At 62.3% G+C, this 19,765-nt stretch carries 12 protein-coding genes and 1 other RNA gene; 6 read left to right on the top strand and 7 right to left on the bottom strand.

Features of this window, described 5'->3' with window-relative positions; translation table 11 throughout:
• The first annotated feature begins 42 nt into the window (after positions 1-42).
• Positions 43-810, top strand: a complete 768-nt coding sequence (locus tag LOY35_RS09195) for an ABC transporter substrate-binding protein (protein WP_258632027.1) — start codon at positions 43-45, stop codon at positions 808-810.
• Here the strand turns inward: LOY35_RS09195 and LOY35_RS09190 are convergent.
• Complete coding sequence (locus tag LOY35_RS09190; protein ID WP_258632026.1) at positions 762-2,504, bottom strand: bifunctional diguanylate cyclase/phosphodiesterase; 1,743 nt, start codon at positions 2,502-2,504, stop codon at positions 762-764. The genes LOY35_RS09195 and LOY35_RS09190 overlap by 49 nt on opposite strands.
• Before the next feature lie 338 nt (positions 2,505-2,842).
• Between LOY35_RS09190 and LOY35_RS09185 the strand changes: the two genes are divergently transcribed.
• On the top strand, positions 2,843-3,157 hold the full coding sequence (locus LOY35_RS09185; protein WP_258632025.1) for a helix-turn-helix domain-containing protein: 315 nt from the start codon (positions 2,843-2,845) through the stop codon (positions 3,155-3,157).
• 397 nt (positions 3,158-3,554) lie between these two features.
• Here LOY35_RS09185 and ffs read toward each other — a convergent pair.
• From ffs to LOY35_RS09155, 6 genes are all read right to left on the bottom strand, one after another.
• Positions 3,555-3,651, bottom strand: an RNA gene (ffs, locus tag LOY35_RS09180) — signal recognition particle sRNA small type.
• Between the two features lie 277 nt (positions 3,652-3,928).
• On the bottom strand, positions 3,929-5,089 hold the full coding sequence (locus LOY35_RS09175; protein ID WP_258632024.1) for a putative zinc-binding metallopeptidase: 1,161 nt from the start codon (positions 5,087-5,089) through the stop codon (positions 3,929-3,931).
• Between the two features lie 204 nt (positions 5,090-5,293).
• Positions 5,294-7,651, bottom strand: a complete 2,358-nt coding sequence (gene ligA, locus LOY35_RS09170) for an NAD-dependent DNA ligase LigA (protein WP_258632023.1) — start codon at positions 7,649-7,651, stop codon at positions 5,294-5,296.
• A 242-nt stretch (positions 7,652-7,893) separates the two neighbouring features.
• Entirely contained in the window at positions 7,894-8,739 is an 846-nt protein-coding gene (zipA, locus tag LOY35_RS09165) for a cell division protein ZipA (RefSeq protein WP_258632022.1), read from the bottom strand.
• 256 nt (positions 8,740-8,995) lie between these two features.
• Positions 8,996-12,484, bottom strand: a complete 3,489-nt coding sequence (gene smc, locus LOY35_RS09160; RefSeq protein WP_258632021.1) for a chromosome segregation protein SMC — start codon at positions 12,482-12,484, stop codon at positions 8,996-8,998.
• 2 nt (positions 12,485-12,486) lie between these two features.
• Entirely contained in the window at positions 12,487-13,146 is a 660-nt protein-coding gene (locus LOY35_RS09155) for a GntR family transcriptional regulator (RefSeq protein ID WP_047701474.1), read from the bottom strand.
• 393 nt (positions 13,147-13,539) lie between these two features.
• Between LOY35_RS09155 and xdhA the strand changes: the two genes are divergently transcribed.
• The 4 genes from xdhA (at position 13,540) to guaD (ending at position 19,669) form a co-directional block, all read left to right on the top strand.
• Positions 13,540-14,994, top strand: a complete 1,455-nt coding sequence (gene xdhA, locus LOY35_RS09150) for a xanthine dehydrogenase small subunit (RefSeq protein WP_258632020.1) — start codon at positions 13,540-13,542, stop codon at positions 14,992-14,994.
• On the top strand, positions 14,987-17,386 hold the full coding sequence (gene xdhB / locus LOY35_RS09145; protein ID WP_258632019.1) for a xanthine dehydrogenase molybdopterin binding subunit: 2,400 nt from the start codon (positions 14,987-14,989) through the stop codon (positions 17,384-17,386). The genes xdhA and xdhB overlap by 8 nt, the downstream gene beginning before the upstream one ends.
• 127 nt (positions 17,387-17,513) lie before the next feature.
• Positions 17,514-18,356, top strand: coding sequence for a xanthine dehydrogenase accessory protein XdhC (xdhC, locus tag LOY35_RS09140; protein ID WP_258632018.1), 843 nt, complete (start codon positions 17,514-17,516; stop codon positions 18,354-18,356).
• Between the two features lie 8 nt (positions 18,357-18,364).
• Positions 18,365-19,669, top strand: a complete 1,305-nt coding sequence (gene guaD / locus LOY35_RS09135) for a guanine deaminase (protein ID WP_258632017.1) — start codon at positions 18,365-18,367, stop codon at positions 19,667-19,669.
• The last annotated feature ends 96 nt before the right edge of the window (positions 19,670-19,765 follow it).

Here is a 19,765-nt window from a genome sequence, read left to right as displayed (position 1 = left end):
GGACTCGGTTGTCGACGGGTTTTTAAATCGTCAGGAGAGCTTATGCGCTTGGCCATGGGGGCTTTGCTGTTGTTAGGAACAGAATGTTCCGCCGCCGAATTACCCTTGCGTTTTGCCGTGACCGACGGCTGGGCCATGCCCATGGTGCAGATCGAACGGGGTCGCCCGACCCAGGGAATACTCCCTGACATCATGACCAGCCTGGCGACCCAGGTCGGCATGCCGGCCGAGTTCCACGTCCTGTCCCGGGCCCGGCTCGACGGCGCCATGCAAAACGACGAAGTCGACATGCGCTGCTATGTCAGCCCCGATTGGATAAAGGACGAAGGGGGAGACTTCCTCTGGAGCGTCCCGCTGTTCTTCCAGCGCGACCTGCTCGTCGGCACGGCCAGCGCTCCCAGGCAAGTGGCGCCGGCGACGCTGGGACGGCAAGCCATCGGCACCGTGCTCAGCTATTCCTACCCGACCTTGCAGCCGCTGTTCGACAGTGGCCAACTAAGGCGTGACGATGCACGGAGCCAGGAACAGGTGCTGGCAAAACTGCTTGCCGGTCGCTATCGCTACGGCGTGAGCAACCAATGGGCACTGGACTGGTTCAATCAGCGGCATACCGCCGACCACCAACTGCACGGGGTGGCCGTACTCCAGGAACAGCAGTTGGGCTGCTACCTGCGCAATGATCCGAAAATCCCGGTACAGCGTATTCTGCGCACCTTGCAGAACATGAAAGCATCAGGGGAAATCGGCGCGATCATCCAGCTCTACACCGGCCGCAGCACGGAATCCGAAGCTGCAACCAGCGCCCCCTGAATACCCGGACTCTGCTGCCATTGCGGCGGCGGAACAAACCGTGTCACCCAGCCCGGTATCTGCTTCGGGGGCATGGGTCGGGCGATGAAGTAACCCTGGGCGACTTCACAGCCCAGGCGCAGCAGCAATTGCCCATGCGCAAGGCTGTCCAGCCCCTCGGCGACGACCTGACGATCGAATGCCTGGGCCAGACCGATCACGGCCTTGGTCAAGGCCAGGTCATCCCGGTTCACAAGAATGTCGCGGATAAAGGTCTTGTCGATCTTGATGGTCTGGGTGCGCAGATGCTTGAGGTCATTGAGGGAACAGTACCCCGTCCCGAAGCCGCCCAGAGAGAAACCCACCCCCAAGGCCTGGCAAGCCTGCAGGCAAGTACTGACATGCTGGAGATTCTCCACCGCGACGGATTCGACGATTTGCAGGTCAAGCATCCGCGGCGCCACGTCCGGGTGCCGACCCAACATCTGCCGCAGCCGTTCGACGAAGTCCGCCCGCTGGAAATGCCGCGCCGAGATGTTGATGCTCACCGGCCACCCCGGCCCCGCTTGCTGCCATAGCTGCAACTGGGTCATGACCTGTTCAATGACCCACTCGCCGATCTCGACGATCAGATCGGTCTCCTCCGCCAGCGGCAGGAACTCCCGCGGCGGCACCAGGCCCCGTTGCGGGTGCTTCCAGCGCAACAACGCCTCAAGCCCTACCACGGCGCCGCTGCGCATGTTGACCTTGGGTTGGAAATGCAGCCGCAGCTCATGGGCGGCCAGTGCCTGCCGAACCCGCTCGACGGTCTGGTAGGTGGCCCGCACCTCCTTGTCCCGGGACACATCGAACAGATGAAAGCGATTGCGCCCGCTCTGCTTGGCCATGTACATCGCCTGGTCAGCATGGCGCAGCAACGTCTCGGCGTTTTCGTTGTCCCAGGGGAACAGCGTGACGCCGATACTTGCGAAGACCTTGATGCTTTTACCGTCAATGGCATAGGGCGTGGAAACAGCAACCAGCACCCGGTTCAAAGCCCCATGCAATTCATCCATCCCAAGCACATGACGCAACACCAGCACGAACTCGTCTCCCGCCAGCCGAGCAACCACATCTTCGCCGCGCACGATACTGCGCAGTCGCCCCGCGACCTCGATCAGCAGTTGATCGCCACTGGCATGGCCGTGACCGTCATTGACCGCCTTGAAGCCGTCGAGATCGAGCATGCAGACCGCCAGGGGGAAGTTTTCCGACTGGGAAAACGCCAGGGCCTGGTCCAGCAGCTCAGACAAGTAGGTGCGGTTGGGCAGCCCGGTCAGTACGTCATGCCCGACTCGCCACTGCAGGGAGTGCAATTGCTGGCGCTTGTCGCTGACATCGAAACGAATCGCCAGGTAGCGCTCGACCTGCCCCGTCGCGTCATCCGTCACCGGTACCAGGGTGGTGTCGACCCAATGCAAGGTACCGTCCTTGGCGCGATTACAGATATCCCCTTTCCAGACCTGTCCCAACGAGATGGTGTGCCACATGGCACTGAAAAACTCGCCAGGGTGATGACCGGAATTGAGCAGGCGATGGTTCGCCCCCAGCAGTTCGTCGCGCCGGTAGCCAAAAAGGTTACAGAACTGGTCGTTGACGTAGGTGATACGCCCGCTCGCATCGGTCTCGGAAAAAATCGCGGCGGCGTCAACGGCTCTGCGGTACTTCTTATCCATCGAAGCAGTCATCCATGAGTCAGGCTCATTTGTCGCGCGCGGTTGCACCGCCTTCGGACAGGCGAAAATCAACTAGGCTCAAACACCTTGAGAAAAGCGAGGGCATGGCGGCGTCGGTGCCACCGGAACGTCCAGAACACCAGCCCCGTGCCACGACAATGAACGCACGACGCATTTCTTTTTGCACATTCCGGCATCTGAAGCAGGTCACCAAATGCCCGTCCCAAACGCTGATTCTACGAAACACATCACATTTTGCAAAGCAAGGTGATGGATCAAGCGGTTGCCTAATGCGAAGATCTATCGTTAAGTTCTTGATTCTAAATGGGAATTGAGCGATGCAAATTTCAAGTTTGGGTGCAGCCATCAGACGCTACCGCAAAGTAGCGGGGCTGACTCAGGCTGAACTGGGCGAAAAAACCGGTTTTGACCCCAAAACCATCAGCCGTTTCGAAACCGGCACCTACATGCCCAGCATCGAAGCCCTGTTCCTGCTCGCCAACGTACTGGACGTGCAGCCGAAAGCCTTTTTCGCCGACATGAACGCTGAAGACGAACAGCGCGCCTACCTGTTCGGCGTCATACACAAGGCCACGCCGAAGGACCTGGGCAAGCTGATCGCGGCGGTTGATCAGGCATTGTCCAAGCCTTGAGCCGGGCATGATCATCCAACTACCGGAACCTGACACACAGCCTGTGGGAGCCGAGCTTGCTCGCGATAGCGGAATATCAGGCAACATCAATGCAAGCTGACCCACCGCCATCGCGAGCAGGCTCGCTCCCACAGGTTATGTGGTTGTTCTCAGCTATTGTGGACACCTGGAATCCACTGTGGGAGCGAGCCTGCTCGCGATAGCGGCGTTGCCCTCTGGCCGGTTAAACGAACCCTAGAAAGGCACAACGTGAAATTCTACTGTCAGAAATGACAGTGCTGATCAACGGCAATCGGCCGGGCAGCAGAAGGCATCGACCGAACTCGATCAGAACAAAAAGAGAGGAGGGAAATCTTACAAACCTTGCGGACGAAGGCCTGGGGCGTTATGGAGGCAACCCCACCAGCCACACCCCGGCACACAATGTTCCCGCTGTGGCTGCTTCCTTCCGGATCTGACCAGGTTCACGGGTAATCGTTGCGGGGGGACCGATGGGGTCACCATAACGACGCTCGCCTGACGGTGAGCCGCGCCATTGTACCTATCTGACGGGAAGTTACAACCGTTCGCAGCGGATTAAAAAAGCGAAGATGTTCAAGCACTTGCTATGGGGGTGGATATGCGTTTGCAGCCATATCGACGAACCCTGTGGGAGCGAGCCTGCTCGCGAAAGCGGTGGGTCAGCTTGCTTCAGGGCTGAATGAACTGCCGTCATCGCGAGCAGGCTCGCTCCCACAGTGGATCAGGGGTGGGCTGAATGAGCGGCCATCGCTACAGCAACACCTCATCCGCCCGGCCACCCTCCTCCTGGATCACCAGGTGGATGAAATGCAGTTTGGTGATGACGGCCGCCGGCACGATGAACGGATAGAAATCCGGTTGGCCCATGCTGCGGGACAGTTCGTTGAGCATGCCGGCCAGTTCGATCCAGGCGTTGACGAACGACAGGAAGGCCGTGCCTCCGGTGTGCTCGGGATCGAACAGCGTGTCGGGTGGGAACGGTTGGTAGTCGAAGTCCATGTCCTGGGCGCTCATGCCGAAGCCCAGCGCGGTGTCCACGGCGTCCATCATGTGCAGATAGTGGGCCCAGGTTTCAGCCCAATCCTCCCAGGGGTGCATGGTGGCGTAGGCACTGACGTAACGGGTCTGCCAGTCCAGCGGCGCCCCTTGCTGGTAATGTCGCTCCAGCGCGCCGGAATAGCTGGCGCGCTCATCGCCGAACAACCCGCGGAATGCCTCGAGCCAGTGGCTGTTGGCAATCAGTCGGTCCCAGTAGTAATGCCCCACCTCGTGGCGAAAGTGCCCGAGCAAGGTGCGATAGGGTTCGTGCATCTGCTGGCGCACAGCCTCACGGTGGGCGTCGTCGGCCTCCTTGATGTCGAGGGTGATCAAACCGCTGGCATGGCCGGTGGTCGGTGGCTTGCCGTCGGGGTCGACGCCGATGAAATCGAAGGCCAGGCCCGTGGTTTCATCGACGCTTTTCGGGACGACCGGCAGACCGAGGGTGATCAGTTGCGCCACCAGCCTGCGCTTGGCGGTCTCGACCTTGCGCCAGCGTTCAGGGTTCTCCGGGATCGACAGGTCGGGGATAGTGCGGTTCAGCCGGCAGGCGATGCACAAGGTGTCGGGACCGCCAGCCGGCAACAGCCAGTTGCATGCTGCCGCGGTATCGAGGTTGGCGCAGCGACGGAACAGACCAGCCTGAGGGTCGGCATCCAGGGTCCAGGTGTCGGGCAGGTTACCGGGTTGCAGGGACGAGAGACGACTCTGCTCCGGCTGGTAGCCCAGCGCCGCCAGGCAGGCCAGGCACTGGCTGTTGCGGAAAAACAACGACTGGCCGCAGCGACACGGCCAGACCTTGCTGTTGCGCGAACGGTCGCCCAGGAACGGTGCGGCGATGCGTGAGCTCAGTTGTTCGAAGAAGCGGTACATGGCGATCTCTCCCTGGAGCCTGCAACACTAGATCGTCTTCTGGCAAAGACGTTCAGCCAGGTGCCCCCCTGTGGCGAGGGGATTTATCCCCGCTGGGCTGCGAAGCAGACCCAAAGCCCTGCGACTCGGTATATCAGGCTGATTGGGTCGCCTGTGTTGGGGCTGCTTCGCAGCCCAGTGGGGATGAATCCCCTCGCCCCAGGGCTAGACCGTGATGCCGTGCTTGCCGAGAAACGCCACGAACGCCTCTTCGTCCAGCACCCTGAGCCCCAGTTCATTGGCCTTGGTCAGCTTCGAGCCCGCACCCGGCCCGGCCACCACACAATGGGTTTTCGCCGACACGGAACCGGCGACCTTGGCCCCCAGGCTCTCCAGCTTGTCCTTGGCGACGTCGCGGCTCATCAGTTCCAGCGAACCGGTCAGCACCCAGGTGTGACCTGCCTCGGGCAAGCCTTCGACCACTTTCTTCTCGCTTTGCCAGTGCATGCCGAAGTCCCGCAACTGCTGTTCCGCGGCCTCGGCCTGCTGGCGGTTGTCGGTGATGGCGAAGAATTCCCGCACGGCGTTGGCCTGCTTTTCTGGCAGGGCCTGGCGCATGTCCAGCCAATCCGCGTTCATCACTGCCTCGAGGGAGCCGAACTTGTCCGCCAGTTTCTGCGCGCCGCCCGGTCCGACCGAAGGGATGTGCAATTTGTCGAGGAAACCGCCCAGGGTCGTGCTGGCGGCGAATTCGGCGCCCAGCTCACCCTGGTCCTGGATGTCGAGACCATGGCGCAGCAGGTCTGTGATCACCTGGCGGTTGTGCGGGTCCTCGAAGAAGCTGTGGATCTCGTGCGCCACTTCCAGGCCCACGTCCGGCAGGTACGTGAGCACTTGGGGCAACGCCGCTTGCACGCGCTCCAGCGAGCCCAGGGAGCGCGCCAGGACCTTGGCGGTTTCCTCGCCGACGTCCGGGATGCCGAGGGCGTAGATGAAGCGCGCCAGGCTGGGCTTCTTGCTATCGACGATGGCCGCCAGCAACTTGCGGCTCGACAATTCGGCGAAGCCTTCCAGGTCGACCACCTGCTCGAAAGTCAGGGCATACAGATCGGCAGGCGATCCCACCAGACCCTCGTCCACCAGTTGCTCGATGCTCTTTTCCCCGAGCCCTTCGATGTCCATGGCCCGACGCGAGACGAAGTGAATGATCGCCTGCTTAAGCTGCGCCCCGCAGGCCAGGCGCCCGACGCAGCGATACACCGCACCTTCGCTGATGGTTTCGCGGCCCTTGCTGCGCTTGATCAGTTGCGTGCGCTCCACATGGGAGCCACACACCGGACACTGTTGGGGCACTTCCACCGGGCGGGCATTTTCCGGGCGGCGCTCGGTGACGACTTGCACCACCTGCGGAATCACGTCACCGGCGCGGCGGATGATCACCGTGTCGCCGATCATCAGCCCCAGGCGCGCCACTTCGTCCATGTTGTGCAACGTGGCATTGGCCACGGTCACGCCGGCCACCTTGACCGGCTTGAGCCGCGCAACAGGCGTCACGGCCCCGGTGCGGCCGACCTGGAACTCGACGTCGAGCAGCTCGGTGAGCTCCTCGCTGGCCGGGAATTTATGGGCGATGGCCCAGCGCGGCTCGCGAGCGCGGAAGCCTAGTTCACGCTGGGAAGCAATGCTGTTGACCTTGAACACAACGCCGTCGATTTCATAAGGCAACGCGTTGCGTCGTTCGCCGATGTCCCGGTAGTAATCCAGGCATTCGTCGATGCCGTGGGCCAGTTTCAGCTCGCGGCTGATGGGCATGCCCCAGGCCTTGAGCTGCTTGAGATTGCCAATGTGGGTATCGGCAATGTCCGCCGTCACCTGGCCAATGCCGTAGCAGCAGAATTCCAGCGGGCGGTTGGCGGTGATTTTGGAGTCGAGCTGTCGCAGGCTGCCGGCCGCCGCGTTGCGCGGGTTGGCGAAAGTCTTGCCGCCCGCCTCCAGCTGCGTGGCATTGAGGCGCTCGAAACCGGCCTTGGACATGTATACCTCGCCGCGCACTTCCAGCACGGGTGGCCAGCCGCTGCCTTGCAGCTTGAGGGGAATGTTGCGCACGGTGCGCACGTTGACGCTGATGTCTTCGCCAGTGGTGCCGTCGCCACGGGTAGCCCCCCGAACCAACAGGCCGTCCTGGTACAACAGGCTGACCGCCAGGCCATCGAGTTTCGGCTCGCAGCTATATTCCACCGCCGCGCCACCGCCCAGCAGGTCGCCCACCGGCAGATCAAGGCCCTCGGTCACCCGACGGTCGAACTCACGCATGGTGGTTTCGTCGAAAGCGTTGCCCAGGCTGAGCATCGGGATCTCGTGACGGACCTGGCTGAACGCCGACAACGCCACGCTGCCGACCCGCTGGGTAGGAGAATCACTGGTCACCAGGTCCGGGTGCTGCTCTTCCAGGGCCTTGAGCTCGTGGAACAGGCGGTCATACTCGGCGTCCGGGATCGTGGGTTCATCGAGGACGTGATAGCGGTAGTTGTGCTGATCCAGTTCGGTGCGCAGCTCTAGGATGCGGGTTTCGACGGCATTCATGGGTGTTCTCTCATAAAGCAAAAAAAGCAGCCGAGGCTGCTCATTTCAATCAGTCAAGTAACGCTCGGCAGAGAACCTGTGGCGAGGGGATTTAGCGAAACGTCGCACCGCCCCGCTGGGCTGCCAAGCAGCCCTCAAAATGTTGTGTTGCCACAGAGTTTGCGAGTGCTACGCACTCGAGCGGGGATAAATCCCCTCGCCACAAAAGAGTTCTGCCACAGCCCGCAACAGAGAACTCTCTGTCAGCGCTTCTGGGTCAATGCCCGACGCTCAAATTCGACAATGCGCTGACGGTAGTGCTCGATGGTCTGGGCGGTCAGCACGCTGCGCTGGTCATCCTTCAATTCGCCATTGAGTTCCTGGGACAACTTGCGAGCCGCCGCCACCATCACGTCAAAGGCCTGCTTGGGATGACGCGGGCCCGGCAGACCGAGGAAAAAACTCACCGCCGGCGTGCTGAAATGATCGATGTCGTCCAGGTCGAACACCCCTGGCTTGACGGCGTTGGCCATGGAGAACAGCACTTCACCGTTGCCGGCCATGCTTTCGTGACGATGGAAAATGTCCATCTCGCCGAAGCGCAGGCCGCTTTCCAGGATGTTCTGCAGCAACGCCGGGCCCTTGAAGCCGGCCGGATCGCGGCAGATCACGCTGATCACCAGGACTTCTTCGGCCTGGGCCTGTTCCTTGTCGCTGCTCGACGCCTTGTTCTCGTCCGGGAAATCGTCGCGGCTGCTGAAGCTCGGGCCGCCATCCAGGTCGAGGTTGAGGTTCAGGTCACCCTGGGACGGTTCGTTGTTGTTGCGCTTGCCGCGCTTGGAACCCGACTCACGGGGTTCGCGCACCGGCGCGCTCATCGACGGCAGGTCATGCTCGTCCAGCTGCGGCTCCTTGTGGGTATCCAGCACCCGGGGCGGGCCCAGCAGCTCGGCGTTGTCATCGTCGTCCGGCAGGTTCGACAGGCTGCGATCAAGGCGGAACTTGAGTTTCCCCTTGCCGCCGCGCATACGGCGCCAGCCATCGAAAAGAATACCGGCAATGACAATGATGCCGATGACGATCAGCCACTCGCGCAGACCGATTTCCATGTAATCCCGTGCCTCTATAAAAATGCTGAAAAATAAGGGGCTTAGCTATTTGCAAACCGCTTTAAAACGTGGCGCCAACTCTATGTTCTGAATGGCGTTTTGCCCACGCACACGAAAAATTGACATTAAACTAGCACGACCAAAGATAACTTTACACCGTCTGTCGCATAGGCTTGTGCCAATCTGTGATTTGAACGGCCTTCGGCGGGGATAAAAGACCCGACAACTCGTCAAGAGTTGCTCGAGATATCCCGCTTCAGGCATCCACCATCGCCATGGCCTCCTCGACATCCACCGCCACCAGCCGCGAACAGCCCGGCTCGTGCATCGTCACGCCCATCAACTGATCGGCCATTTCCATGGCGATCTTGTTGTGGGTGATGTAGATGAACTGCACCGTTTCAGACATTTCCTTTACCAGACGCGCGTAACGGCCCACGTTCGCGTCGTCCAGCGGTGCATCGACTTCGTCGAGCATGCAGAACGGCGCCGGATTCAACTTGAAGATGGCAAATACCAGGGCCAACGCGGTCAGCGCTTTTTCACCACCGGAGAGCAAATGAATGGTGCTGTTCTTCTTCCCGGGAGGACGCGCCATGATCGTCACCCCTGTATCGAGTAAATCTTCGCCCGTCAGTTCCAAGTAAGCGCTGCCGCCACCGAAAACTTTTGGGAAAAGCGCCTGTAAACCGCCGTTGATCTGATCAAAGGTATCCTTGAAGCGGTTGCGGGTTTCCTTGTCGATCTTGCGAATGACGTTTTCCAGGGTTTCCAGCGCTTCTACCAGGTCAGCGTTCTGGGCGTCCAGGTAACGCTTGCGCTCGGACTGCTGCTCGTATTCGTCGATGGCCGCCAGGTTGATCGCACCCAGGCGCTGGATCCGCGCAGCGATACGCTCCAGTTCTTCCTCGGCGTCCTTCTCATTGGCCCCGGCCACCAGCGTGGCGAGCACGCCGTTGAGGTCGTAGCCATCCTCCAGCAGTTGATCCTGCAAGGCTTTGCGGCGCACGGTCAGGGCCTGCCACTCCAGGCGTTGCTGCTCCATCTGACCGCGAATCAGCTGGGATTGCTGCTCGGCCTGACTACGGCGCTTCTCGGCATCGCGCAGTTCACGGTCGGCGTCTTCCAGGGCGATCTGCGCGGCCTTGAGCTCTTCGTCGACGCTCATCCGCTTGTCGAGCAGTTCCTCGAGCTTGAGACGCAGCTCTTCCAGCGGCGCCTCACCCTCCTCCAGGTTCAGGCTCAACTGTTCGCGTTTTTCGGTCAGGCGTTCGGACTGCATTTCCAGGCGTTCGAGGGCCTGGCGCGTGGAGTCGTACTGCGCCTTGAGCGAGCCCAGGCGCACCGCCAGCTGATGGGCATGGTCCTTGTGCTGACGCGCCTCCTGGCGCACCCGGTCGAGGCGTTCGCGCAGGCTGTCGCGCTGGGCCAGCAACAGCTCGCGCTGCTCGGTGTCCAGGGCCATGGCATCGAGGGCTTCCTGCAGTTGCAGGCGCGCCTCGCCGATCTGTTCGTGCTCCAGCGCCCGTTGCTCGCCCAGCTCGGCGATCTCTTCTTCCAGACGGGTGCGACGCAGGGCCAACTGTTCGGCCTTGGCCTTGCCGGCCGAGAGCTGTGCCTTGAGTTCGCCCTGCTGGCGCGCTTCGTCCTGCAACAGCCGGCGCAGGTGTTCGCGGCCGTTTTCCTGTTGACGCTGCTGCGCCCGCAGATTCTGCAATTCGGTTTCCAGGGCCTCTACACTGGCTTCGCGCTCGTCGCGCTCGGCGCCCAGACGCTGGATTTCCTGGCCCCGGGCGAGCATGCCGCTCTCGGCCTCGCTTGCCCGGCGCACCCGCAGGAAGTGCCGGCCGACCCAATAGCCGTCGCGGCTGATCAGGCTCTCGCCCGCGGCCAGTTGCCCGCGCAGTGCCAGAGCCTGTTCGAGGTTTTCCACCGGCCTGACCTGCCCGAGCCAGGGCGACAGATCGACCTTGGCCTCGACCTTATCCAGCAGGCTGCCCGGCATCCGCACGCCGTCACCGGCCGGGCTGAGCAGGCGCAGGTCGCCCTGGGTGAAACCCGAGAGGTCGAAACCGGCGAAATCGTCCACCAGCACCGCTTGCAGATCGGCACCCAGCACGGTTTCCACCGCCAGTTCCCAACCGGCATCGACCTTCAGCCCTTCGGCCAGCCGCGGGCGCTCGGCCAGATGCTGGTCGCGCAGCCATTCGGCGGTGCCGGTGCCCGGGTCCAGCGCGGCTTGCTGCAAGGCTTCCAGCGAGGCCAGGCGACCGTTGAGCCGTTGCAGCTCGCCCTGGGCCTGCTGCTGATTCTGAAGGGCCAGTTGCAAGGCCTGACGCAATTGCTCGAGCCGCTCGACCTGGGCGTCTTCGCTGGCCTGCAAGTCTTCGAGGGTGGCTTCGCTGGCGGCCAGCTGCTCGCTCAGGTCCAGGATCGCCGCGTCTTCCGGGTCCGCCGCGAGCAAGGTGCGCTCTTCGGCCAGGCGACGCTGGCGCTCGGCCAGGCGCTCCATGCTGGTTTCCAGCTGCTGGATGCGCGACTGCTGGACCTCGGCCTGACGCCGCGGCTCGGCCGAGGCCAGGTTGAACCGGTCCCACTGCTCCTGCCAGCCGTGCATGGTCAGTTCGGCTTCTTCCAGCGCCGCCGCGGCCTCTTCGGCAGCGGCACTGGTGATTTCCTGTTCCGGTGTGAGCCGCTCCAGCTCTTCGCCGAGGGTCAGTAGCAAGGTGCGGTCGTGCCCCAGGTGAGACTCGGTTTCCAGGCGCGCGCGCTCGGCTTCCTTCAAGTCGTCCTGTAACTGGCGCAGGCGTTGCTGGCCGTGCTGGATGCTCTGCTCGACCCTGGCGATGTCGCCCCCGACCGAATAGAAGCGCCCTTGCACCAGGTTGAAGCGTTCGGACAGTTCGTGGTGCCCGTCACGCAGGCGCTCGATGGCGGCATCGGCATTGCGCTGTTCGGCCACCAGGGCTTCGAAGCTGACTTCCTGGTTGCCGATGATCGCTTCGCGCTGGCCAACCTGCTCGTTCAACGCCTGCCAGCGCAGGGCCGAGAGCTGGGCCTTGAGCTGGCGCTCCTCGCCTTTGTATTCCTGGTATTTGCGTGCGGCCTCGGACTGGCGGTGCAGGCGTTCGAGCTGACGGTCGAGCTCTTCGCGCAGGTCGGTCAGGCGCGCCAGGTTTTCATGGGTGCGACGGATACGGTTCTCCGTCTCGCGCCGGCGCTCCTTGTACTTGGAGATACCGGCGGCCTCTTCGATGAAGTTGCGCAGGTCTTCGGGTTTGGCCTCGATCAGCTTGGAGATCATGCCCTGTTCGATGATCGAATAGCTGCGCGGCCCCAGGCCGGTGCCCAAGAAGATGTCGGTGATGTCGCGTCGCCGGCACTTGGCGCCGTTGAGGAAGTAACTGTTCTGGCTGTCGCGGGTCACTTTGCGGCGGATGGAGATTTCCGCATAGGCCGCGTACTCGCCGATCAAGGTGCCATCGGAGTTATCGAACACCAGCTCGATGCTCGCCTGGCTGACCGGCTTGCGGCTGGTGGAACCGTTGAAGATGACGTCGGTCATCGACTCGCCCCGCAGGTTCTTGGCCGAACTCTCGCCCATCACCCAACGCACGGCGTCGATGATGTTCGACTTGCCGCACCCGTTGGGCCCGACCACCGCCGCCATGTTACTGGGGAAGTTCACCGTGGTCGGGTCGACGAAGGACTTGAACCCCGCCAGCTTGATGCACTTGAGGCGCACGTTCAGGCCTTCGTCAGGGCGGCAACCACCAGATCGCAACTGCGCTGGCAGTAGGCCGTCAGCACAATGCGGATCTGCGGCAGATCACGGGCCAGCACCGCGACGAGCAGGCGCTGGAACAGGTCGAGGAACTCGCTCATCTCGGCCTTGCGCTGTTCCAGGGCGAGGAAATAGGCGCGGCTCATGGCCGGTTGCAGGTTCTCGACGGTTTCCTGCAAGTACGGGTTGTTGGCAAAGGGGTAAGCCGCACGCATCACGCTGAAGCTTTCGTCGACGAACATGCGGATGTCCTGGCGCGCGAAGGCCTCCTTGAGGCGCTGCTGGATTTGCAGGAACGGCGCCATGTCGGCCGAATCCCGCCAACCGTGAGCCACGGCGTTGCCCAGCAGGATGTACAACTCGCTCATCAGCGTACAGAGGCTGCGCACATTATGTTCGGTAAGTTCGGTGACGTGGGCGCCACGGCGCGGCAGGATCGCGATCAGGTGACGTCGTTCCAGGATCAACAAGGCCTCGCGGACCGAGCCGCGGCTGACATTGAGCGCCAGCGTGACCTTCTGCTCCTGGATACGCTCTCCCGGCTTCATTTCACCGCGAATGATGCGTTCGGCGAGATGATGGGCGATTTGCTCGGCGAGGCTGTCCGGGGCCTTGAACGTCATGGTTGTCCTTCAAACTCTTCGATCTGCACAAGCGGCGCAGTGTAGCGCACTCGATACGTCATGGCGCAGGGCCTGTATCGGGTTTTTGGCACGATTCAAGCAAAATTTTTACTGGCAGGGACTTGTGGGAGCGGGCTTGCTCGCGAAGAAGCCAGACCGTTCGCAAGAAATCCTCCGACAGGAACGCCGCCTTCGCGGGCAAGCCCGCTCCCACAGGGGATTTGCGCTTAACTGAAGGATATAAAACATCGCCAGCGGGCCAATATCCAAACCTGTTGTTAATCGACAAAACTAATTTCCTGACCTTTAAGTCAGAAAAATATTGACCGAAAAGTCAGACCTGCTAAATTCAGCCTACGTCGATACAACAATAATGAATCTGCGAGGCCTTCCGTGATCCAGTTTTTACTCAACCAGGAACTCCGTAGCGAGCACACCCTGGACCCGAACCTGACCGTGCTCAACTACCTGCGCGAGCATGTCGGTAAATCCGGCACCAAAGAAGGGTGTGCCAGCGGCGACTGCGGTGCCTGCACCGTGGTGGTGGGCGAATTGGACACGGACGAAAGCGGCCGCTCGCGCATTCGCTATCGCAGCCTCAACGCCTGCCTGACCTTCGTCTCGTCCCTGCACGGCAAGCAACTGATCAGCGTCGAAGACCTCAAGCACCAGGGCCAGTTGCACAGCGTCCAGCAGGCGATGGTCGATTGCCACGGCTCGCAATGCGGCTTCTGCACACCGGGTTTCGTCATGTCGCTGTTTGCCCTGCAAAAGAACAGCGATCAACCTGATGCCCACAAGGCCCACGAAGCCCTGGCCGGCAATCTGTGTCGCTGCACCGGCTACCGACCGATCCTGGCGGCCGCCGATCAGGCCTGCTGCGGCAAACAGCCGGACCAGTTCGACGCCCGCGAGGCCGAGACCATCGCCCGTCTCAAAGCCATCGCGCCCAAGGAAACCGGCGAGCTCAACTGTGGCGACAAACGCTGCCTGGTGCCGCTGACCGTGGCCGACCTGGCCGATCTCTACGACGCCTACCCCCAGGCGCGCCTGCTGGCCGGCGGCACGGACCTGGCCCTGGAAGTCACCCAGTTCCACCGCACCTTGCCGGTGATGATCTATGTGGGTAACGTCGCTGAACTCAAGCGCATCGAGCGTTTCGACGATCGCCTGGAAATCGGTGCCGCCACCGCGTTGTCCGATTGCTACGAGGCCCTGAAAGCCGAGTACCCGGACTTCGGCGAACTGCTGCAACGCTTTGCCTCGCTGCAGATCCGCAACCAGGGCACCCTGGGCGGCAACATCGGCAACGCCTCGCCCATCGGTGACTCTCCGCCTCTGCTGATCGCCCTTGGCGCACAGATCGTGTTGTGCAAGGGCCAGGTCCGTCGCACCCTGGCGCTGGAGGACTACTTCATCGAATACCGGGTCACCGCCCGCCAGGAAAGCGAATTCATCGAGAAGATCATCGTGCCCCGGGCCAGCGCCGAGCAGGCGTTCCGTGCCTACAAGGTGTCCAAGCGCCTGGACGATGACATCTCCGCGGTGTGTGCCGCGTTCAACCTGCGCATCGACAACGGCGTGGTCCGCGATGCCCGCGTGGCCTTCGGCGGCATGGCTGCCATTCCCAAGCGTGCCACGCATTGTGAAGCCGCGTTGATCGGCGCGCAGTGGAACGACAGCACCCTCGAACGCGCCTGCGCCGCCCTGGCCGAAGACTTCACGCCGCTGTCGGACTTCCGCGCCAGCAAGGAATACCGCCTGCTCAGCGCCCGCAACCTGCTGCGCAAATACTTCATCGAACTGCAAACGCCGCACATCGAGACTCGGGTGACCGCTTATGTCTAACCATCACGCCGTAGAAAAGACCCAAGCCGAACTGTCCAAGCTGTTCGCCCGCGACCTGACCACCGGCGTCGGTCGCAGCGTCAAGCATGACAGCGCCGCCAAACATGTGACCGGTGAAGCGCAGTACATCGATGACCGTCTCGAATTCCCTAACCAACTGCACGTGTACGCGCGACTGTCGGACCGCGCCCACGCCCGGATCCTGAACATCGATACCACGCCATGCTACGCCTTCGAAGGCGTGCGCATCGCCATCACCCACGCCGACATTCCCGGCCTCAAGGACATCGGCCCGTTGCTGCCGGGCGATCCGCTGCTGGCGATTGACGATGTGCAGTTCGTCGGCCAACCGGTGCTGGCCGTTGCCGCAAGGGACCTGGAAACCGCACGCCAGGCGGCGATGGCCGCGATCATCGAGTATGAAGACCTGGAACCGGTGCTGGACGTGGTCGAAGCCCTGCGCAAACGGCATTTCGTGCTCGACAGCCACACCCACCAACGGGGTGATTCGGCCACTGCGCTGGCGAGCGCCGAGCATCGCATCCAGGGTTCGCTGCACATCGGCGGCCAGGAGCACTTCTACCTGGAAACCCAGATTTCCTCGGTGATGCCCACCGAAGACGGCGGCATGATCGTCTACTGCTCCACCCAGAACCCCACCGAAGTGCAGAAACTGGTGGCCGAAGTGCTGGGCGTATCGATGAACAAGGTGGTGGTGGACATGCGCCGCATGGGCGGCGGCTTCGGCGGCAAGGAAACCCAGGCCGCCAGCCCGGCCTGCCTGTGCGCGGTGATCGCGCACCTCACCGGCCTGCCGACCAAGATGCGCCTGCCCCGGGTCGAAGACATGCTGATGACCGGCAAGCGCCACCCTTTCTACATCGAGTACGACGTGGGCTTCGACAGCAACGGGCGCCTGCACGGCATCGCCCTGGAACTGGCCGGCAACTGCGGCTGCTCGCCAGACCTGTCGGCGTCGATTGTCGACCGGGCGATGTTCCATGCCGACAATGCCTACTACTTGGGCGATGCGACCATCAACGGCCACCGCTGCAAGACCAACACCGCGTCGAACACCGCTTACCGTGGCTTCGGCGGCCCGCAAGGAATGGTGGCCATCGAAGAAGTCATGGACGCCATCGCCCGGCACCTGGGGCTCGATCCGCTGGCGGTGCGCAAGGCCAACTATTACGGCAAGACCGAGCGCAACGTCACCCACTACTACCAGACCGTTGAGCACAACATGCTCGAGGAAATGACCGCCGAGCTGGAAGAAAGCAGCCAGTACGCCGAGCGGCGCGAAGCGATCCGTCGCTACAACGCCAATAGCCCGATCCTGAAAAAGGGCCTGGCGCTGACACCGGTCAAGTTCGGCATCTCGTTCACCGCCAGCTTCCTCAACCAGGCCGGCGCCCTGATCCACGTCTACACCGACGGCAGCATCCACTTGAACCATGGCGGCACCGAAATGGGCCAGGGCCTGAACACCAAGGTCGCGCAGGTGGTGGCCGAAGTGTTCCAGGTGGAAATGGACCGGGTGCAGATCACCGCGACCAATACCGACAAGGTGCCGAACACCTCACCCACCGCAGCTTCCAGCGGCGCCGACCTGAACGGCAAGGCCGCGCAGAATGCCGCCGAAACCATCAAGCGGCGCCTGGTGGAATTCGCCGCGCGACAGTACAAGGTCAGTGAAGAAGACGTGGAATTCCACAACGGCCATGTGCGGGTCCGCGATCACATCCTGACCTTCGAGGCGCTGGTACAGCAGGCATATTTCGCCCAGGTCTCGCTGTCAAGCACCGGGTTCTACAAGACCCCGAAAATCTACTACGACCGCAGCCAGGCCCGTGGTCGGCCGTTCTACTACTACGCCTACGGCGCGGCGTGTGCCGAGGTGATCGTCGACACCCTCACTGGCGAATACAAGATGCTGCGCACCGACATCCTCCACGACGTCGGTGCCTCGCTGAACCCGGCCATCGACACCGGCCAGGTCGAGGGCGGCTTCATCCAGGGCATGGGCTGGCTGACCATGGAAGAGCTGGTGTGGAACGACAAGGGCAAGCTGATGACCAACGGCCCGGCCAGCTACAAGATCCCGGCCGTGGCCGACATGCCGCTGGACCTGCGGGTCCGGCTGGTGGAGAACCGCAAGAACCCCGAAGACACGGTGTTTCACTCCAAGGCCGTGGGCGAGCCGCCATTCATGCTCGGCATCGCCGCATGGTGTGCGATCAAGGATGCCGTGGCGAGCTTGGGGGATTACCGGCACCAGCCGAAAATCGACGCGCCGGCGACACCGGAACGGGTGTTGTGGGGTTGTGAGCAGATGCGTGGGTTGAAGGCGGTGGAGGTTGAGGTAGCTCAAGCCGAGGTGGCTTCGCTTTAGGACCGCGGCGCGGCTATCGCGAGCAAGCTCGGCTCCCACAGGAATTTTGTTAACTCTGAGATCCCTTGTGGGAGCCGAGCTTGCTCGCGATGAGGCCGCAACAGACAAAAGAGATGTCGAGGTGAATATGTATAACTGGATCAGCGCCCTCGCCGACCTGCAAACCCGCGGCGAGCCCTGCGTGCTGGTGACGATCATCGAAGAACTCGGCTCGACCCCGCGCAACGCCGGTTCGAAGATGGTCATCAGCGCCAGCCAGACGTTCGACACCATCGGTGGCGGGCACCTGGAATACAAGGCCATGGAGATTGCCCGGCAAATGCTCGCCAGCGGCCAGCAGGGCACGCACCTGGAGCGCTTCAGCCTCGGCGCCAGCCTGGGCCAGTGCTGTGGCGGCGTCACCGTGCTGCTGTTCGAACCCATGGGCCAGGTGCAGGCGCAGATTGCCGTGTTCGGCGCCGGTCATGTCGGCCGGGCCCTGGTGCCGTTGCTGGCGAGCCTGCCTTGTCGGGTGCGCTGGATCGACTCGCGGGAAGCCGAGTTCCCTGAACAACTGCCCCACGGCGTAGAGAAAATCGTCAGCGAAGACCCGCTGGATGAAGTCGATGACCTGCCCGCCGGCAGTTACTGCATCGTCATGACCCACAACCATCAGCTCGATCTGGAGCTGAGCGCGGCGATCCTCAAGCGCAACGACTTCGCCTACTTCGGCCTCATCGGTTCGAAGACCAAGCGGGTCAAGTTCGAACACCGCCTGCGCGATCGCGGCTTCGACAGCGGCGCTTTGCAACGCATGCGTTGCCCGATGGGCATTGGCGAAGTCAAAGGCAAATTGCCTGTGGAAATCGCCATCTCCATCGCCGGCGAAATCATCGCCACCTATAACGCGGATTTCGGCCAGCACACCGCCCGCGCCGAACCCATCGCCAAGCTGCTGCCGGCCTCGCGTCGCAGCCAAGCCAAATCCTGAGACTCCCCATGCCCAAGACACGCAAAGCCTACCGCGCCGCCCTGCTCCACAGCCTCGCCGACCCGGCCGAAGTCGGCCTCGAAGCCTCTTATGAATATTTCGAGGACGGCCTGCTGGTGGTGGAAAACGGCCAGATCAGCGCCCTCGGCCACGCCCATGACCTGCTGCCAAGCCTGGCGGCGGACATCGAAATTGCCCATTACCCGGACGCGCTGATAACCCCCGGCTTCATCGACACCCACATCCATCTGCCACAAACCGGCATGGTGGGCGCCTATGGCGAACAACTGCTGGACTGGCTCAATACCTACACCTTTCCCTGTGAGCGCCAGTTCGCCGACCCGGCCCACGCCGAAGCCGTAGCCGATATTTTCATCAAGGAGCTGCTGCGCAACGGCACCACCACGGCCCTGGTGTTCGGCAGTGTGCACCCAGAATCGGTGAATGCCTTTTTTGAAGCGGCCGAGAAACTCGACCTGCGGATGATCGCCGGTAAAGTCATGATGGATCGCAACGCCCCGGACTACCTGACCGACACCGCCGAATCCAGCTACACCGAGAGCAAGGCGCTGATCGAGCGCTGGCACGGCAAGGGCCGCCTGCATTACGCCGTGACCCCGCGCTTCGCCCCCACCAGCACGCCGGAGCAGTTGGCGCTGGCCGGTCAGTTGCTGGAGGAATACCCGGATCTGTACATGCAGACCCACATCAGTGAAAACCTCCAGGAAGTGCAATGGGTCAAGGCGCTGTTTCCCGAGCGCAAGGGCTATCTGGACGTCTACGATCACTACCGGTTGCTCGGCGAGCGCTCGGTGTTCGCCCACGGTGTGCACCTGTGCGACGACGAATGTGCACGCCTGGCCGAAACCGGTTCGGCCATCGCGTTCTGCCCCACGTCGAACCTGTTCCTGGGCAGCGGCCTGTTCAACCTGCCGATGGCGGAAAAGCACAAGGTCAACGTGGGGTTGGGCACGGACGTCGGCGGCGGCACCAGCTTTTCGCTGCTACAGACCCTGAACGAAGCCTATAAGGTGATGCAGTTGCAGGGCGCGCGACTGAGCCCGTTCAAATCGCTGTACCTGGCGACCCTCGGCGGCGCCCGGGCCCTGCGCCTGGAAGATCGCATCGGTACCTTGCAGCCGGGCACCGATGCGGATTTCCTGGTGTTGGACTACAACGCTACGCCGCTGTTGAGCTATCGCCTGAAGCAGGCCAGGGACATTGCCGAGAGATTGTTCGTGTTGATGACGCTGGGGGATGACCGGACGGTGGCGCAGACCTATGCGGCTGGCAGGTTGGTGCATCAGCGCTAGACCGCTATCGCGAGCAGGCTCGCTCCCACAGGGGATTTATGGCGTTCACATAATCTCTGTGGGAGCGAGCCTGCTCGCGATGAAGGCAACTCGGTA

This window comes from Pseudomonas sp. B21-028 (assembly GCF_024749045.1).
GTDB lineage: Bacteria > Pseudomonadota > Gammaproteobacteria > Pseudomonadales > Pseudomonadaceae > Aquipseudomonas.
Note: the sequence above shows the minus strand (reverse complement) of the source record. Positions and strands in the feature narration are given on the sequence as shown.

Coding starts and splice junctions, on each gene's coding strand:
- LOY35_RS09185 (WP_258632025.1), top strand. CDS start 2,843: ATGCAAATTTCAAGTTTGGGTGCAGCCATCAGACGCTACCGCAAAGTA.
- guaD (WP_258632017.1), top strand. CDS start 18,365: ATGCCCAAGACACGCAAAGCCTACCGCGCCGCCCTGCTCCACAGCCTC.
- ligA (WP_258632023.1), bottom strand. CDS start 7,651: ATGAATGCCGTCGAAACCCGCATCCTAGAGCTGCGCACCGAACTGGAT.
- LOY35_RS09190 (WP_258632026.1), bottom strand. CDS start 2,504: ATGGATAAGAAGTACCGCAGAGCCGTTGACGCCGCCGCGATTTTTTCC.
- xdhB (WP_258632019.1), top strand. CDS start 14,987: ATGTCTAACCATCACGCCGTAGAAAAGACCCAAGCCGAACTGTCCAAG.
- zipA (WP_258632022.1), bottom strand. CDS start 8,739: ATGGAAATCGGTCTGCGCGAGTGGCTGATCGTCATCGGCATCATTGTC.
- LOY35_RS09155 (WP_047701474.1), bottom strand. CDS start 13,146: ATGACGTTCAAGGCCCCGGACAGCCTCGCCGAGCAAATCGCCCATCAT.
- LOY35_RS09175 (WP_258632024.1), bottom strand. CDS start 5,089: ATGTACCGCTTCTTCGAACAACTGAGCTCACGCATCGCCGCACCGTTC.
- LOY35_RS09195 (WP_258632027.1), top strand. CDS start 43: ATGCGCTTGGCCATGGGGGCTTTGCTGTTGTTAGGAACAGAATGTTCC.
- xdhC (WP_258632018.1), top strand. CDS start 17,514: ATGTATAACTGGATCAGCGCCCTCGCCGACCTGCAAACCCGCGGCGAG.